The sequence below is a fragment of the Pseudalgibacter alginicilyticus genome (assembly GCF_001310225.1).
Lineage (GTDB): Bacteria > Bacteroidota > Bacteroidia > Flavobacteriales > Flavobacteriaceae > Pseudalgibacter > Pseudalgibacter alginicilyticus.
In genome coordinates this window covers 3,118,664-3,136,983 of the sequence record NZ_CP012898.1, presented here as the reverse complement: position 1 = coordinate 3,136,983, position 18,320 = coordinate 3,118,664, and the positions used below count along the sequence as shown (strand labels likewise).

Genomic DNA, 18,320 nt, shown 5'->3' with positions numbered 1-18,320 from the left:
AATCTATTATAAATTTTTTAAAGCTAACTTAATAATGGTTTCAACATTAGCATCTGGTTGGGCGGCAACAATTTTATCGACTACGCGTTCTGCCTGTTTTTTAACAAATCCTAGCACCTCTAATGCTGATAACGCCTCATTTTTGTTCATATTGCCTTTTGAAACAGAAACCTCATCTATATCGTAAATTTTTAAGATTTTATCTTTCAAATCGATAATAACACGTTGTGCTGTTTTTGCTCCTATTCCTTTTATAGATTGAATTAAAGCCACATCTCCAGTAGCAATCCCTTCTCTTACCTGTTTAGGTGTTAATGACGATAACATGGTACGAGCAATACTTGCTCCAATACCACTTACTGAAATTAAAAGCCTAAATATTTCACGCTCTGCTAAAGATGAAAATCCATACAAGGTATGCGCATCTTCTTTAACTTGAAGATGCGTGAATAATTTTAAATGCTCTTGATTGAGAATTTTAGAATAGGTATGCAATGAAATATTCAGCAAATACCCTACTCCATTACAATCAATAACAACATCTGTTGGATTTTTCTCAACAAGTTTTCCCTGAATATGTGTTATCATTTAATTCTATTGCTTTACCACCAAATGTAAGGAATTTATTTGCACTACAAATATCTTACTTTATGGCTTTATTATTTTCTATTTGTTTTTGCTGTGCATCAATAACAGCAATCGCCGTCATGTTTACTATTTCGTCCACACTGGCATCCATTTGAAGTATATGAACAGGTTTATTCATACCCATCATAATTGGCCCTATGGATTCAGCTTCATTCAATTCTTTTAATAGCTTATAAGTAATATTTGCTGTATCTAAATTAGGAAACACTAAAGTGTTGACTTTTTTTCCTGCTAATTTTGAAAACGGAAATTTATCTGAAAGCATTTCACTATTTAAAGCAAAATCTGTTTGCAACTCACCATCAACGACCATATCAGGAAAATGCCTGTGTAAAGAAGCTACTGCTTCTCTGACTTTAGTAGCTCTTGGACTTTGTGATGATCCAAAATTAGAGTAAGATGTCATAGCAATTACCGGCTCCAATCCAAACATTCTAACAACTTCAGATGTCATTTGTGCTATTATTGCCAAATCTTTGGAATCTGGATCTATATTTATTGATGTGTCACTTAAAAATAAAGGCCCACGTTTAGTCATCATTAAATTGGTTGTTGCCACACGTGTAATTCCTTTAGCCATACCAACAAGTTCCAACATTGGTTTAACCACCGTTGGATAACTACGAGAGTATCCTGAAATAAGCGCATCGGCATCCCCTTCATTGACCATCATTGCCGCAAAATAATTACGTTCTCTCATCAATCTTTGAGCAGAATAATATGTAATTCCTCGACGTTTACGTTGTTGCCAATATACCTTAGCATATTTATTTTTACGCTCGTTTTCTTCATCAGATTTTGGGTCAATAATGGGAACATCAGCATCAAATTCAATTTCAGCCATCAACCGCTGTATCACATCTTTTCTTCCTAAAAGAATAGGAAAAGCAATGCCCTCTTCATAAGCTATTTGAGCTGCCTTTAATACCTTAAGGTGATCTGCTTCTGCATAAACAACACGTTTAGGGTTTATTTTTGCTCGATTCAGTAGCATTCTAACCATTTTATTATCAGAACCTAAACGCTCTAATAACGTATCTTTATATTTTTCCCAATCTAAAATAGGTTCTTTGGCTACACCACTATCCATTGCTGCTTTTGCCACAGCAGGAGGCACTTCAGCAATTAAACGGGGGTCAAATGGTTTAGGGATGATATATTCCTTACCAAATACCAATCGAGTTTCTCCATAGGCAATATTTACCTGTTCTGGTACTGTTTCTTTAGCCAATCGTGCTAAAGCTTTCACAGCTGCCATTTTCATGGCTTCATTAATTTTTGTTGCACGAACATCTAAAGCGCCTCTAAAAATAAAAGGAAATCCTAATACATTATTCACCTGATTAGGATGATCACTCCTACCTGTTGCCATAATAATATCTTTACGGGTTGCAACCGCTAAATCATAATCTACTTCAGGATTAGGATTAGCCATTGCAAAGACTATAGGATCTTTTGCCATACTTAACAGCATGGCTGGCGTAACAATATCGGCCATAGACAAACCAATAAATACATCGGCATCTAACATTGCTTCATCTAAGGTGTCAATTTTTCTATCTGTAGCAAATTCAGCTTTTTCAGAAGTTAAATTTTCTCTATCCTTTCGGATAACACCTTTACTGTCTAACATGACCATATTTTCACGTTTAGCACCACAAGCTTGATACAAACGAGAACATGAAATAGCAGCAGCACCAGCACCACTAATAACTATTTTTACTTCATCAATTTTCTTTTTAGTTATTTCTACAGCATTTAACAAGGCCGCTGCCGAAATAATGGCCGTTCCATGCTGATCATCATGCATTACAGGAATATCTAATTCTTCTTTTAAGCGTCTTTCAATTTCAAACGCTTCAGGCGCTTTAATATCTTCAAGATTGATTCCTCCAAAAGTTGGTGCAATATTTTTTACAGTAGCAATAAATTCTTCAACATTTTCAGTATCCACCTCAATGTCAAACACATCTATATCAGCAAAAATCTTAAACAATAAACCTTTACCTTCCATAACAGGTTTCCCTGCCAATGCCCCAATATTACCTAAACCTAAAACTGCTGTTCCATTAGAAATAACGGCCACTAAATTTCCTTTTGCGGTGTATTTATAGGCGTTATTTACATCTTTTTCAATCTCCAAACAAGGCTCAGCTACTCCCGGAGAATAGGCAAGAGACAAATCTCGTTGAGTGGCATATTTTTTTGTTGGAACTACTTTAATTTTCCCTGGGGTTGGCTTCGCGTGATATATAAGGGCCTCAATACGCTTGCTCTGTTTACTCATATTTTTGTGTATTATAAGAAAAACACAAAGATAATAATACTATCAAGGTAATAGCTAATCTTTTAAAAAATTGATGGGTCTTTTTGAAACAAGAAATTTCTTTAATTTTTAAGAAAAACCGAAAAAATACTCCTACAAATGTGAAGATTTATTTTTTAAGTGTAAAAATAAATTTAGATCCTTTACCTAACTCAGACCCCACCGTTATTGCTCCACCTGACTTTTCAACTATTTTCTTTACAGTTGCTAAACCTATACCATTCCCTGGATTTCCAAATTTATCAAAACCTGATTTTTCAAAAATATTAAATATTTTATCTTGAAAATTCACTGGAATACCTAAACCATTGTCCTGAACGTAAAACTCATAATGAGTATCATTTTCTGAAACTCCTAACTGTATTTCCACAATATCTTTATCATTATATTTAATAGCATTAGTAAACAAATTAATTAAAATTTGATTGATGGCAGTTTGATTAACAAAAATAGAATCTATGGTTGATTTTAAAGTTATTTTTAAATTATAATCAGAAACAAAAAAACCAGAAGCATCATTTTTTAAAGTTTCCACGTCTATATACAATTTCTCTTCTCTCAAAATATTTTCACTTCTACTATAACTTAGTAAACCGTCTATTAAACTATTCAAACTATCAGATGAACTTATAATTGCCTTTAAAATTTCTTGCCCTTCATTATCAATTTTCAAACCATAATCTTCTAAAAATAATTCTGCTAAACTTGAAATATTGAACAAAGGGGATTTAAGATCATGAGCAGCAATAAAAGCAAAACGCTCTAATGCTTCATTTTTTTCTTCTAAATTTTTTAAAGTTTGTTCTAATAATAATTTATTTTTCCTAAGTTCTAATAAATTCATTACTTGATTTGAAAGCGCTGTCAAGGATTTTATTTGCCCCGGACTAAGTAAATTGGGCTTATGATCAATAACACATAAGGTGCCTAAAGAAAGTCCGTTTTTACTAACCAAAGGAACACCTGCATAAAAAACGACTTGAGTATCGCCTTGTACCAATGGATTATCATGAAAGCGATTATCTATTCTAGCATCTTGTATGATAAACACCTCATTAGGCGTATTAATTGCATGTGCACAAAAGGCATATTCTTTGGGTGTTTCGCTTGCATCTACACCATGGTGAGATTTAAACCATTGGCGTTTATCATCAATAAGCGTAACAAGAGAAATTGGAGTGTCACATATTTGAGCTGCAATTGCAGTAATATTATCGTAATCTACTTCTGGTAATGTATCTATAATATTATAAGACTCTAAATTCTTAAGTCTTTCATATTCATTTTCTGGCTCATTTGGGGCGACCATAATTATTGAATTTATTATTATAACAAATAACCCGTTTTCAATGAAATAATCCTATTAACATATTGTTAATTAACAAAACGTTTTTTTAGATACTCATAACAACGATAATCATCGTGTCTAAAAACAACCTATTTCGTTTAAAAATTATGAGTTATTATTATTTATTAAGCACCTCAGCACCTGCTGGTTTAGAAAAGAAGTTTTCTGGTACAGTTGGAGAGAAACTCATATCTGTCACATCAATTTTAGTAATATATTCCCCTAAACCATCTTTATCATCCGTAGACCAATAGGTTTTAAAACCAGTAGCAAGTACAATACCATCTACATTAGTGGTGCCTTGTATAACCGTAATTTTCTCTGGGGCATGGCCTCCGTTGGGAAAATATTCTGGGTAGGAAACTATATATTTAAAAGCATCCAGTAAATTGGTTTCTGAATTTACATATAAAATATAATAATCATCAGGTGCTGACCCTACTCCTGCATCATACGTAGCTTTTATTACTTTTTGTAATGTGCCTTTAAATTCTTGGTCTGGTAGCAGCTCAAGATTAACTCCTTCACCATCTAAAACAAATGGTTGACCTGAAAAATATAAAGGTGTTAAAGCCCAGAAGGCAGTATCATACTCAAATGACGTGCTATCTTTTGCTTTAATCCAAGCTTCGTTGCCATCCCATCCAAAAACAGATTCTGGATCTGTAACACTATTATGTCTTGCTTTATTACTCCATGTGTCTATTGTTTGATAAGAATCTCTAATGCCTTTTCCATTTAATGGTTGGTAATTAAAACGTAAAGAGAAATAGCCATTACTAAACCATTTTTCTAAACCTCCATGTGCCTCCATAGCACTCCACAATACTTTCCCTGCTTCAGTAGAATTAAGTTTTTTGTTTGCTGCCTCTACTCTTTTTTGAATCCAAGCATCAGGAATATGATAAGTGGTTTCTGGAATTTCCATTTGAACATCCGTATTCGTTTCTTTTTTATTAGCTTCTTTACAAGCTACAAAACTTAATACTAAAAATAAAGTCAGGAATGTATGTGTTGTTTTCATCATTTTCTATAAAATTTTAATTAATTATATTTAGTCGTATACCTTTTTCAAAGATTTCAAAATATTTTTATTTTTCTGAAAATAGGATTTAACCTTTAGTTAAATAAAAATTTAGCAATAATTCACCCCAAATAATCAACTATTCAGAAATTTTATATTTCTTTTTAGCCCTTCAAACTTGGTTCTTTTTACCGCAGATTTTTTAAACACTTTTTTAAAAGTAGCTTCTGTTATCTCTTCCCAATCCTTTTTGGTTATTGATAGTAATTCTGGATGTGGATTAAATAATGGTTCGTTATGTATTTTGGAGAATCGGTTCCAAGGACATACATCTTGACAGACATCACAACCAAACATCCAATCGTCCATTTTTCCTTTAAATTCCGATGGAATATTTTCTTTTAATTCAATGGTTAAATACGAAATACATTTACTTCCATCCACCACATAAGGCTCTGTAATAGCTTGTGTAGGACAAGCATCAATACATGCCGTACAGGTCCCACAATGGTCTGTGGTTACAGAATCATACTCCAAATCTAAATCAATAATAAGTTCAGCAATAAAATAAAACGATCCTACTTGTTGCGTTAACAAATTACTATGTTTTCCAATCCAACCTAAGCCACTTTTAGCTGCCCAAGCTTTATCTAAAACTGGAGCAGAATCTACAAATGCTCGTCCATGAACTTCACCTATTTCATCTTGAATAAAATTTAAAAGCGATTTTAATTTATCTTTTATAACAAAATGATAATCGGTTCCGTAGGCATATTTTGACAGTTTAAAACTATCGAATTTTTGCACTTCAGAAGGGAAATAATTTAACAATAATGAAATGACAGATTTGGAACCTTCCACCAATTTTGTAGGGTCTAAACGTTTATCAAAATGATTTTCCATATATTGCATTTTACCGTTCATGCTATGGTTTAACCATTTTTCGAGTCGAGGAGCTTCCTCTTCTAAAAAAGCTGCTTTGCTAATACCACAAGATAAAAAACCTAACCGCTTAGCTTCTTTCTTTATGAGTTTAGTACGATTTGACTTATTGTCCATATATAAGGGTTGACTTCTACCCAGCCTGCTACCCGATAAAAATTAAAACTAAAATAATCCGCCTTGGATATTCCCTTTAATTTTACCTAAATGTTTATAGGCAAGCTCTGTTACTTCTCGCCCACGAGGAGTGCGCATAATAAAACCTTGTTGAATTAAAAAAGGCTCATAAACTTCTTCAACCGTCTCAGTACTTTCACTTACTGCCGTAGCAATAGTAGTAATACCAACGGGACCACCTTTAAATTTATCAATAATAGTAGAAAGAATTTTATTGTCCATTTCATCTAAACCAAACGCATCCACATTCAAAGCTTCTAAACTGAATCTTGCTATTTTTATATCTATGTGGCCATTGCCTTTTATTTGTGCAAAATCACGAACACGGCGGAGTAATGCATTAGCTATTCTTGGAGTCCCTCGGCTTCGCCCTGCAATTTCAATAGCAGCTTCCATAGTTATAGGCACTTTTAAAATATCAGCACTACGTTGAACAATAGTGGTTAATAAATCCGTTTTATAATATTGTAATCTACTTTGAATACCAAAACGGGCACGCATGGGTGCCGTTAACAATCCCGAACGTGTAGTGGCTCCAACTAATGTAAACGGGTTTAAATTGATCTGTACTGAACGTGCGTTTGGTCCAGACTCAATCATGATATCAATCTTATAATCTTCCATGGCAGAATATAAATACTCCTCTACAATGGGACTAAGCCGATGTATTTCATCTATAAATAACACATCACGTTCATCAAGATTTGTAAGTAAGCCCGCTAAATCACCTGGCTTATCTAGAACAGGTCCTGATGTAACTTTAATACCAACATTTAATTCGTTTGCAAGAATATTAGCCAATGTAGTTTTTCCTAATCCTGGAGGACCGTGAAATAATGTATGATCCAGTGCTTCGTTTCGCAAATTTGCAGCTTGAACAAAAATTTGAAGATTCTCCAGTACTTGATCTTGACCAGTGAAATCATAAAATGACAGGGGTCTTAATTTTTTCTCTACATCAATTTCTTCTGGAGAAAAATTATCGTTTGTTGGATCTAAGTTTTCATTCATGAAATAGCGTGTTCTAATACCAAAACAAGTTCGGTTCAAGCAAATATAAAGAAAAAGCCTTTCCTTTTAGGAAAGGCTTCATCAAATATTGGACAAAATTTGGTTGGTTATCCAGTTAATTCAAAATTGTAAATTCACATCGACGATTAACCTCATACTCTGCATCTAAGCATGTGCGATCTCTAACACATTTGTTTAGCGGCTTAGTTTCCCCATAGCCAATGCTTTTTAATCTTTTTCTATCAATCCCTTTTTCTACTAAATATTCTAAAGTAGATGCTGCCCGACGCTCTGAAAGTTCCATATTATATGTAAAAAAACCTCTAGCATCCGTATGTGCTGATATTTCAATTACCATGGATGGGTATTTATTCATTAAATCAACGAGTCCATCCAAAATTAATGCAGCACCTTCATTGATATTTTCCTTATCAAATTCAAAATATATCTTTTCAAGGTCTACTTGCATAACACCCTTATCATTTATCCTAATATTTTTTTCTGCATCAGCAAAAGATTCTAATGACAAATCAACACTATTTATTACATTTCCATCAATATCTGCTGAAAACTCAAGTTTTCGAGGAATGTAAGTCTTTCTTGTACCTTTTATTGTATATTTTTTATTGGGTTCTACTAAAAAACTATATTTAGCTTCCTTACCTACTAAGGTATCTTGTATTGCTTTGTTTGACTCATCATATAAAGTTACTAAAGTACCTTCCAGCAATTTTTTACTTACTTTATCTAATACAAGCCCTTCAAATTGATGTTTTGTAAGTCTATTTTCCTCTCTTTTAAAACTATATATCTTATCGTTTCCTGATTTATTTGAAGATAGAAAACCTTCATTATCTTCCTCCTTTATTGTATAGGCGAAATCATCTAAACTACTATTGATTGATATGCCAAGGTTAACTGGTTTATCAAAAATTCCATTTACCAAATTACTTCTAAAAATATCTAAACCACCAAACCCTTCATGACCAATAGAAGAAAAATATAACACATTGTAATCGCTAATAAAAGGAAATTGTTCTCTCTTTTCGGTATTAATTGTAGTACCTAAATTTTCTGGTTCACCGTAACTTCCATCTTCATTGATATTTACTTTATAAATATCAAAACTACCTATGGTTCCTGGCATGTCGCTTGCAAAATAAAGTATTTTCTCATCTTTGCTTAAAGCAGGATGTTCTGTACTATATTCATTTGAAGTAAAAGGCAAAGCCTTTACATTCACCCAATTACCATTCACCAATTCTGCTTTATAAATTTTAATATGGCCTGTTGGGTTTTTCTCTATTTTTTTATCAATTGTATTTGTCCTGTTAAAATACATGGTTTTTCCATCTTTAGTAAAAATAGCATTACTCTCATGAGACGCTGTGTTTATAACATCTGGAAATGGTTTTATACTGTCTAACACAGAACCATTTAAAATACCAAAATACAAGTCTAAATAAGGAGACTCATTCCATAAATATTTTGGACGATCCGTATTTCTTGCAGAAGTAAACGCAAAAATATTTTCATTATAAAATGTCAACCCAAAATCGCCATTTGAATCTTGAGTATCTATGGATTTTAAATCAAATAAATGCGGTGTGGTTTTGTTACTCTTTTCAACAAATGCTTTTGTATTTACTTCTGAGTTATAATATACACTTAAAAACTTATCTGCTAATGTATAATTCCCAACTCCTTTTAAAGCTTGACCATAATTAAAATAATACTCCTTATTTATAGAATCATCATTTGTGGAATCCTCATATTTATTAAATAATTCTTTATAATTTTTTATAGCATTTTCAAAATTATAATTATAATAATAGCTGTCAGCCAAATTTTGAAGTACGGCTTTAGTATGTGGTTTTGTTTCGTAAATTTCTGCTGCTTGACTATAAGCACGCATTTCAAAAAGCTTATGGGCTCGTTTTATACTTCCTTTTTGTGCTAAAATAATTCCGCTAACTAACAAAAGACTTGCAAATATGTATGTATGTTTTTTCATGTTTTCCTATTATTAAAGTTTAGAAAAATCTTGGCGATCGGTCATATCCCCCTCTAAATCCAAATAAATCCACATCAAACAAAATGAATATTTCGTGCGAACCAGAACTATAATTACTCAAATTAGAGGTTGTCAAATCATATGCATAGCCAATTCTTAGTTCTGGAGTAATTCTGAAACCAATCAAACCACTAAAAGCATCGTCTATACGATACCCTAAACCGGCTTCCAAATTTTGATTAATTAGCACATTTATGGTAACATCTAACGCTAATGGTGCGCTACTCACTGATTTTGCCATAAATGCTGGTTTCAGTTTTAAATCTTCATTGATATCAAAAACATAACCACCCGTTAAAAAGTAATGAATACTTTGAACACCTGTTGACTTAATGCCATTTTCAGTTTCTAAATGTTTTGTTGTTAACATATTTGGTGCTGATAATCCTATATAGTATTTATCAGTAAAATAAAAGGCTCCTATTCCTAAATTAGGAAAGGTTTTGCTAATATTTTCATTGAATGCAATATCGGTAGATGTATTGCCAGATTGTAAATTGAATCCGTCAAAATTAGCATTAAAAAACGTAAACCCTGCTTTAAGCCCAAAGGACAATTTGCCTGATAATCCTATGGGTAATATATAAGCAAAATCTGCATAGATATTGTTCTCTTGAACAACATCTCCCAAATTGTCATTTGTAAAAGTCAACCCTACTTCCATTTTCTCGTTAATTGGTGTATGTGCAAAAAAGGTTCCTGTTTTTGGAGCACCTTCAATCCCCACCCATTGTGTTCTATACAAACCCCCTAAGTTTAAAACACTTTCGTCTGCCGTAGCATACGCTGGATTTATAACACTCATATTGTACATGTATTGAGTGAATTGTGGATCTTGCTGTGCATTGCCTTGAAAGAACATTAATATCAGACCTATTATTGCAGCTATTTTATGATATATATTTAAATTTTTCATGTATTCTAAATTAAAGTTATCTAAAATTATCTGCTTAAGTATAAGTTTCCTTGTTTCGGTTTATTTACACCATCATTATATTTGAGAATATAATAATACATACCTACAGGTAAATCGCCACTTCCAAGGGTACGTCCTTGATTTGATTTGCCGTCAAAACGCGGTGTTTGATCTTTACCCCTATAAACTAAACTTCCATAGCGATTGTAAATCTCTATTTCAAATTTTGGAAATAGGACACCTAAATTATCATAATCATATGTATCGTTAATACCATCTCCATTTGGCGAAAAACCATCTGGTAATTCCACTAAACCACATGCTGTAATGATTGGTGTTACTTCTAATCGAACACTACTTTCACATCCAGTAGCAGCATCAATCAAAGCCGCATAATATGTCATGCTTGTTAATATAGAACTACTTGAAATAACTGAACCATCCTTTACAGCATCATACCAAATAATATTATTATCAGCAGAAACAAATTCGATTATATTCTGTGATAAAGTATTGATAGTTGGTCCATCATTAATACAATATTCTATTGAAGCATCATCTAAAGTTGGAGTGACAGTATCGTTAACTGTAACATTTATTTGAACTGCTATTGAAGATTCACACCCCGTACTATTTGTTTGTGTTGCGTAATAATCTTCCCCATCAACAAGTGCTTCTGTAATAGTTAGTGGCATTGTTAATGCCGCATCTGCATACCAAATAACAGTACCTGTTGCGCTAATAGTAGCATTCAAATTTTCTACTGTTGGATTGTTTACCAAACAATATTCTGGACTTGGATTTACTACCGTTGGTGGAACCGTATTATTAACTATTACAGTTATTTTTGCTGTTGACTCTGGATTACAAGGTGCTAATGCTGTTACTGTATACGTATATTCTCCCGCAACGTCAACCAAAGGATTAAATTCACCAGTTCCACTATCTAAAGCAGGAAACCAGGTTCCACCTGATTGTGCCGAACCTAAAAAGGGAAATAAATCTGTTGTACCATCAATCACACAAATAGAAACTGTATTATCTGTTCCTGCATTTGGTGCTTGGGTTACATCAACTTCTACAGTGTTGCTTACATTTCCACAAGCATTAGATAAAGTATAGGTGTAAGTGCCTTGAGCATCAAGCAAAGGGTCAAAAACACCTGTTGTACTTGCCAAAGCTGGTGACCATATACCTCCTGAATCTGCCCCACCTAAAAGCGAAAACAAATCCATTGTTCCGTTGTTGCTACAAATATCTAAAGTAGGATTTATGTTTACTCCAGCATTTAAAGACTCCTCAACAGTAACTGTTATAACTGTGCTAGCATTAACACAAGGTGCTGAACCTGCTATAAAATATGCAAACTGATAGGTTCCTACACCATTCACTGTGGCATCAAAAATATTATCTATTAAAGCTCCTGTACCGTCAATATCTTGCCATACACCACCAATATCTTCAGTACCATCCAAACCAGCAAAAAGGTCAATACTATTATCATCATTACATGCTACAATTGCTATTGTATTTGGTGTTCCTGTATTTGGTGTTTGGTAAATACTTACAGTGACTAAGCTTCTGTTAGCAGATTCACAACCTGTTGTTATATCTGTTTGAGTAGCATAATATGTTTCAGTATCTAGCAAAGGTGTTGTATCGACTAAAGCAGTTCCTCCCGTAGATTCATCATACCATCTAATAGTTGTTCCTGTAATTGTCTCTAAATCGGCAACTGTAGCATTATCACAAAATTCTTGAATTGCTAAAGCTGCTGGGGCAATTACATCATTAATAATGACACTCACAGTTATATTTACATCATCGCAAAAACCAATAGCATTTACATCATATGTGAAATTATAAGTCCCAGCTGCTAATCCATCTACAGTAAGAATATTTTCTGATAAATTTCCTGAAGCATCGTCATCATTCCAAGTTCCTGTTTGGTCTTCACCTGTTAATAAATCAAATAAATCAATTGTTTTTCCTACCGTAATTTCAGAAAGACACAACTCTAATGGTGCAATTGCTGTTCCTGATTCTGGTGCATCTTCAACTTGAACTGTTACGGTTGAACTACTTGAGCATCCATTAGCGTCGGTAATGCTATATGTGAAATTATGGAATCCTGTAGTCAATAAGGTTAAATCGACACTGCTTCCTGTTAAGGCATTTGATGTATCATCATCTATCCAAGTACCTCCAGCATCTTCTCCGGTTAATCTACTATATAAATCTAATGGTGAATTTGCTACTAAATCATTTTCACAAAAAACTGTTGGTAATGGTGTTCCTGTTACTGGTAGTGGATTTATCGTTATTGAAACGGTAACTAAAGAATCATCACAAGAACCAATAGCATCTACATCATAAGTAAAATTATGAGTTCCTACTGATAAAGCTGATAAATTGACTGGATTGGAAGTTGATGAGCCTGTATTATCTGTACCTATATACCATATTCCTGATTGATCTTCATCTGTTAATAAATCAAACAAATCGTAATTAGTTGGTGCAGAACCTTCACAAAATTCTGAAAAGATTGCAACTGGTGTTCCTGATTCTGGTGCATCTTCAACTTGAACTGTTACGGTTGAACTACTTGAGCATCCATTAGCATCGGTAATGCTATATGTGAAATTATGGAATCCTGTAGTCAATAAGGTTAAATCGACACTGCTTCCTGTTAAGGCATTTGATGTATCATCATCTATCCAAGTACCTCCAGCATCTTCTCCGGTTAATCTACTATATAAATCTAATGGTGAATTTGCTACTAAATCATTTTCACAAAAAACTGTTAGTAATGGTGTTCCTGTTACTGGTAGTGGGTTTATCGTTATTGAAACGGTAACTAAAGAATCATCACAAGAACCAATAGCATCTACATCATAAGTAAAATTATGAGTTCCTACTGATAAAGCTGATAAATTGACTGGATTGGAAGTTGATGAGCCTGTATTATCTGTACCTATATACCATGTTCCTGATTGATCTTCATCTGTTAATAAATCAAACAAATCGTAATTAGTTGGTGCAAAACCTTCACAAAATTCTGGAAAGATTGCAACTGGTGTTCCTGATTCTGGTGCTGGTTCAATAATAAAAGAAATTGTTTCCGTGTCCTCACAGGTGCCGTTGGAAATGGTATAAGTAAATTGATACGGACTATTAGCTTCTGTAAAACCTGTAATATCAATAGAATTTGATATTATGTTATTACTTGCATCTGTCCAAGTACCCAAATTATTATCTTGACCACTTAAAGCAGTGAATAAATCAAAAGGTGAATTTAAAGCTAAGTCATTTTCACAAAATGTTAGATTACTTGCTGTTCCTGCTTTGGGATCTTCTAAAACTATAACTTGTACCGTTGTAAAATCTTCTAAACATGGATTTGGCAACCCATTTTGGGTATATGTAAAATCATAAGTTGTACCAGGTACTAAAACTGATAAATTGAAAGTTGACGACACTGGAATCACTCCTTGTGTCCATTGTCCTCCTAAATCTTCACTGCCATCTAATAAGGTAAACAAGTCAAATGATGTAGGTAAATCTTTTTCACAATAAATTGCTGGATTAGTTATTAAAGAAGCACTCCCTGAACTTAGTGTTTCAAAAATAGTAATCTCTACAGTAGAAAAATCTCCAGGACATGAACCATTACTTGGCACTGTATAGGTAAAAGTATATATTCCTTCCGTTGTTAATGTTGAAACATCTACTGTACCCTGATATCCATTTGTTGTTGTCAAAGGCCCCGTCCAACTTCCGTTAGTGTCTTTTACACCACCTAATGTATCAAATAAGTCAAAAGGAGGTACAGTTGCAACTTCACTTATACAATACCCTAAATTTGCTGAGCTGCCAGCATCAAAAGATGAATTTATCGTTACTGTAACTGGTACGGGATTACTTTTACAAAATCCTTCTAATTGAACATAATATGTATTACCATCTATTAAAGCGGTCCCTGATGTTAGTGCAGGAGGCAATGTATTCCCAAATCCATCTATATTATTATACCAACGAAAAGTAGCCGTAGTGCCAGGGTCTAAATGACCAATTGTTAAAGGCCCTTGATCAGAACAAAACTCCTGAATAGTTGGCGGAGTTGGTTCTGTTGGACTAGCTATAACAGCAACACTCCCTATTTCAATTTGACTTTGATCTCCTGAACTATTTTTAAATATAATATAATAATCTGCAGGACCTGTAGGAATAGCATCTGTAGACTGAATAATATTTGTTAATTCAAAATCTGAATAAATTTCTACTGAACCACTTACAGGAATATCTGGTTGTAAAATTTGAGTAATATAATCTTGAAATATAGGATTATCATTACTACAAAAAAACTTATCTAGATTTGACCCTGAAGGAGGAACTGCAAAATCTACAATTAATGGTTGCCTACTACCACAAGTACCTGATAAATCGCCAGCATAAAATGTGCCTTCGTATACCAATTGGTTATCATTAAGTACAATACCTCCTGTAGAACTATTATACCAAATAACATCACTACTAGCTGATGCAATGACATCTAAATCAGAAAACACAAGACCAGAAGCAATATCAATTGGTGATGACGGTTGTGTAATATTAGGACATTGGGCAAAAGCCATAAATGATGTCCATATGAGTAACGAAAAATAAAGCCCGATTTTAAAAACATAATTAAATGATACTATTGTTTTCATAATTGGAATAAATTAGATTAATGGTTATTTGCAAAATGAAAAAATGATCCTTTTACCCACAGTCAAAACTATAATAGGTTCATTCAATGGTGCAATTTAACTGATTTATTTGTATTTCATCGATTTATTTTAAATTATTTTTAATTTAATAGTAGAAAAGGTTTTTTAAACGAAAACCCCCTGTCTTAAAAAGACAGGGGGTTTAATATATATAATCAAAGGATTTTTATCTAATGCTGAAGTTCTTCTTCACCCTCTTTTAAAGGAATATTTTGAGGCACAAAATCTACATCATGCCCTGGTTTACTATAATCATAAGCCCAACGATAAACATGAGGAATTTGCCCTGGCCAATTTCCGTGTATATGTTCTACTGGAGTCGTCCACTCTAAAGTAGTTGATTGCCATGGGTTTTCTGTTGCTTTTTCTCCATAAAATATACTTATAAAAAAGTTATATAGATATACCAATTGAACAACACCACCTACAAGAGCAAATATAGTAATAATAACATTTACATTAGCTAAATCATCAAACAAAGGGAATGCACTATTTGTATAATAACGACGAGGTAAACCAGCCATTCCTATAAAGTGCATTGGAAAAAACACCCCATAAGCGCAGACAGCCGTTATCCAAAAATGGATGTAACCTAAGTTTTTATTTAGCATACGTCCAAACATTTTTGGGTACCAATGGTAAATACCTGCAAACATACCATAAAGGGCAGATATTCCCATTACCAAGTGAAAATGTGCAATTACAAAGTATGTATCATGTACGTTTATATCAAGCGCACTGTCACCTAAAATAATTCCTGTTAAACCTCCTGTTATAAAAGTTGATACAAAACCTATGGAAAACAACATAGCAGGATTCATCTGCAAATTCCCTTTCCAAAGTGTTGTAATCCAGTTAAAGGCTTTTACCGCAGATGGTATTGCAATCAATAAGGTAGTAAAAGTAAATACAGATCCTAAAAATGGATTCATACCTGAAACAAACATATGATGCCCCCATACAATAGTTGAGAGGAATGCAATGGCTAAAATAGAAGTAATCATGGCACGGTATCCAAAAATTGGTTTACGTGAATTTGATGCCATTATTTCAGAAACAAGTCCCATAGCAGGCAATATTACAATATATACCTCAGGGTGCCCTAAAAACCAAAATAAATGTTCAAACAATACTGGTGATCCTCCTTGGTAATGCAATACTTCACCTTGAATAAATATATCTGATAAAAAGAATGAGGTTCCAAAACTTCTATCCATTATCAATAGTAAGGCCGCCGATAATAATACTGGAAATGAAACGATACCTATAATAGCGGTAACAAAAAACGCCCAAATTGTAAGTGGTAACCTTGTCATTGACATTCCTTTAGTTCGTAAATTTATAACCGTTACAACGTAATTTAAAGATCCTAATAATGATGAAGCAATAAAAATAGCCATAGATACTAACCATAAAGTCATACCCAGGCCAGAACCACCTGAAGCCATAGGCAATGCAGATAATGGTGGATAAATTGTCCAACCTGCAGCAGCTGGTCCAGCCTCAACAAATAAGGAAGCTACCATAATAATACAAGACAGGAAAAACAACCAGTAAGAAACCATGTTTAAGAATCCAGAAGCCATGTCTCGAGCTCCAATTTGTAATGGAATCAACAAATTGCTGAATGTACCACTTAAACCTGCAGTTAGTACAAAAAACACCATTATAGTTCCGTGAATAGTTACTAATGCTAAATAGACATCTGCATCCATAACACCATCTGGTGCCCATTTACCTAATAAGGCTTCAAATAAAACATTAGGTTCTTGAGGCCAAGCTATTTGAATACGAAACATTAGTGACATTAAAACACCAATAACCCCCATAATTGTTCCAGTAACTAAATACTGCTTAGCAATCATCTTATGGTCTTGACTAAATATATATTTAGTTACAAAGGTTTCTTTATGATGATGTCCGTGGTCGTCTTCGTGAGCGTGAGTATCTGCGTGTGCTGACATAATCTTATATCGTGTTTATCTTTTTAATTAATTAATTAGAGAATTTTTGAATTCCTTTTGCTCTTTAATCCAAGAATCATATTCATCTTGAGATACCACTACAATTTTCATTTGCATATTATAGTGTGATGTACCACAAATTTTATTACATAATAATAGATAATCAAATTCATAACGCTCTAAGGGCTCTTCACCTTTGGCTACTAATGATTTACTATTTTCAACTCTAATTTCATTAATATTAGCTACTTTTTCAATTATTTGCGGAGTCTGACGCATTTCTTCAGTTGTTACCGTAGGTGTAAATCCAAATTGAGTAATCATACCCGGCACACAGTTCATTTGTGCTCTAAAATGAGGCATATAAGCTGAGTGCAACACATCTTGGGATCGCATTTTAAATAATACGGGTTTACCTACTGGCAAATATAATTCTGTAGTAATAATATCATCTTGTGAATAAGGATCAGCTTCATCTACACCTAAAATATTAGCACGATCTATATCTATTAAGCGAACATTTGCTTTTCCTAAAGTGTTATCTGCACCAGCATATCTAGCCTTCCAATTAAATTGTTGCGCATACAACTCTACTATTAAAGGGTCTTCACTTTCATCAACGCCCATAATGTTAATCCAAGTGTTCAAACCATAAATAATCAAACCAGCCAAAACAATAACTGGAATAATTGTCCATATTGCTTCTAACTTGTTGTTATCAGCAAAAAATAGAGCTTTTTTACCCTTTTCACCTTTATATTTATAAGCAAAATAATGTAATAAAAATTGCGTAATTGTTTGAACGATAAAAATAATGACCATTGAGATAATCATCAAGTTATCTATAGTTGGCCCATGTTCTGAAGCAGAATTTGACATTAAAGGCAAGTTCCCCCATTTAACAAAACACACAATGGTTATAAGGTAAATGAATGCTAAAAACCCCATCATTAAATACCCATTTAATGTATTGTCTTTATCTGTGGCAATTTGCGAATTTTTGTTTTTAGCATGTGCTAAATCAAAAATCTTTACCATTTGCCAAATGGCAACTAAAATAAATACTAAAACTATAATTGTTAATAAAGCAGTCATTGGTATCGTTCGTCTTTATTTATATC

Annotated in this window: 11 protein-coding genes; all 11 read right to left on the bottom strand. The window is 33.3% G+C overall.

What is annotated here, in order from left to right; genetic code table 11:
• Window positions 1-6: 6 nt before the first annotated feature.
• A complete protein-coding gene (ruvA, locus tag APS56_RS12980; protein ID WP_054729015.1) occupies window positions 7-588 on the bottom strand; it encodes a Holliday junction branch migration protein RuvA in 582 nt (193 codons plus the stop codon).
• 55 nt (window positions 589-643) lie between these two features.
• Window positions 644-2,935, bottom strand: coding sequence for an NADP-dependent malic enzyme (locus APS56_RS12975; protein ID WP_054729013.1), 2,292 nt, complete (start codon window positions 2,933-2,935; stop codon window positions 644-646).
• 148 nt (window positions 2,936-3,083) lie between these two features.
• Entirely contained in the window at window positions 3,084-4,283 is a 1,200-nt protein-coding gene (locus APS56_RS12970; protein WP_054729010.1) for a sensor histidine kinase, read from the bottom strand.
• Window positions 4,284-4,440: 157 nt separating this feature from the next.
• Window positions 4,441-5,349, bottom strand: a complete 909-nt coding sequence (locus APS56_RS12965) for a hypothetical protein (RefSeq protein ID WP_236778421.1) — start codon at window positions 5,347-5,349, stop codon at window positions 4,441-4,443.
• Between the two features lie 132 nt (window positions 5,350-5,481).
• Complete coding sequence (queG, locus tag APS56_RS12960) at window positions 5,482-6,405, bottom strand: tRNA epoxyqueuosine(34) reductase QueG (protein ID WP_054729005.1); 924 nt, start codon at window positions 6,403-6,405, stop codon at window positions 5,482-5,484.
• A gap of 48 nt (window positions 6,406-6,453) precedes the next feature.
• Window positions 6,454-7,476 carry a Holliday junction branch migration DNA helicase RuvB gene (gene ruvB / locus APS56_RS12955; RefSeq protein WP_054729001.1) on the bottom strand — a complete coding sequence of 341 codons (1,023 nt, stop codon included), beginning with the start codon at window positions 7,474-7,476 and terminating at the stop codon, window positions 6,454-6,456.
• A gap of 115 nt (window positions 7,477-7,591) precedes the next feature.
• Window positions 7,592-9,490 carry an OmpA family protein gene (locus APS56_RS12950; protein WP_054728998.1) on the bottom strand — a complete coding sequence of 633 codons (1,899 nt, stop codon included), beginning with the start codon at window positions 9,488-9,490 and terminating at the stop codon, window positions 7,592-7,594.
• 19 nt (window positions 9,491-9,509) lie between these two features.
• Window positions 9,510-10,466, bottom strand: coding sequence for a PorP/SprF family type IX secretion system membrane protein (locus APS56_RS12945; RefSeq protein ID WP_054728996.1), 957 nt, complete (start codon window positions 10,464-10,466; stop codon window positions 9,510-9,512).
• Between the two features lie 26 nt (window positions 10,467-10,492).
• Complete coding sequence (locus APS56_RS12940; RefSeq protein WP_054728993.1) at window positions 10,493-15,175, bottom strand: gliding motility-associated C-terminal domain-containing protein; 4,683 nt, start codon at window positions 15,173-15,175, stop codon at window positions 10,493-10,495.
• 230 nt (window positions 15,176-15,405) lie between these two features.
• Window positions 15,406-17,199 carry a cytochrome c oxidase subunit I gene (locus APS56_RS12935; RefSeq protein ID WP_054728990.1) on the bottom strand — a complete coding sequence of 598 codons (1,794 nt, stop codon included), beginning with the start codon at window positions 17,197-17,199 and terminating at the stop codon, window positions 15,406-15,408.
• Between the two features lie 27 nt (window positions 17,200-17,226).
• The gene (locus APS56_RS12930) at window positions 17,227-18,294 is read right to left on the bottom strand and encodes a cytochrome c oxidase subunit II (RefSeq protein WP_054728987.1); all 1,068 of its coding nucleotides are present in this window, start codon (window positions 18,292-18,294) and stop codon (window positions 17,227-17,229) included.
• Between the last annotated feature and the right edge of the window lie 26 nt (window positions 18,295-18,320).

Bases quoted from the DNA above. Each gene is read 5' to 3' on its own strand.
- ruvA (WP_054729015.1), bottom strand. From the start codon at position 588: ATGATAACACATATTCAGGGAAAACTTGTTGAGAAAAATCCAACAGAT.
- APS56_RS12975 (WP_054729013.1), bottom strand. From the start codon at position 2,935: ATGAGTAAACAGAGCAAGCGTATTGAGGCCCTTATATATCACGCGAAG.
- APS56_RS12970 (WP_054729010.1), bottom strand. From the start codon at position 4,283: ATGGTCGCCCCAAATGAGCCAGAAAATGAATATGAAAGACTTAAGAAT.
- APS56_RS12965 (WP_236778421.1), bottom strand. From the start codon at position 5,349: ATGATGAAAACAACACATACATTCCTGACTTTATTTTTAGTATTAAGT.
- queG (WP_054729005.1), bottom strand. From the start codon at position 6,405: ATGGACAATAAGTCAAATCGTACTAAACTCATAAAGAAAGAAGCTAAG.
- ruvB (WP_054729001.1), bottom strand. From the start codon at position 7,476: ATGAATGAAAACTTAGATCCAACAAACGATAATTTTTCTCCAGAAGAA.
- APS56_RS12950 (WP_054728998.1), bottom strand. From the start codon at position 9,490: ATGAAAAAACATACATACATATTTGCAAGTCTTTTGTTAGTTAGCGGA.
- APS56_RS12945 (WP_054728996.1), bottom strand. From the start codon at position 10,466: ATGAAAAATTTAAATATATATCATAAAATAGCTGCAATAATAGGTCTG.
- APS56_RS12940 (WP_054728993.1), bottom strand. From the start codon at position 15,175: ATGAAAACAATAGTATCATTTAATTATGTTTTTAAAATCGGGCTTTAT.
- APS56_RS12935 (WP_054728990.1), bottom strand. From the start codon at position 17,199: ATGTCAGCACACGCAGATACTCACGCTCACGAAGACGACCACGGACAT.
- APS56_RS12930 (WP_054728987.1), bottom strand. From the start codon at position 18,294: ATGACTGCTTTATTAACAATTATAGTTTTAGTATTTATTTTAGTTGCC.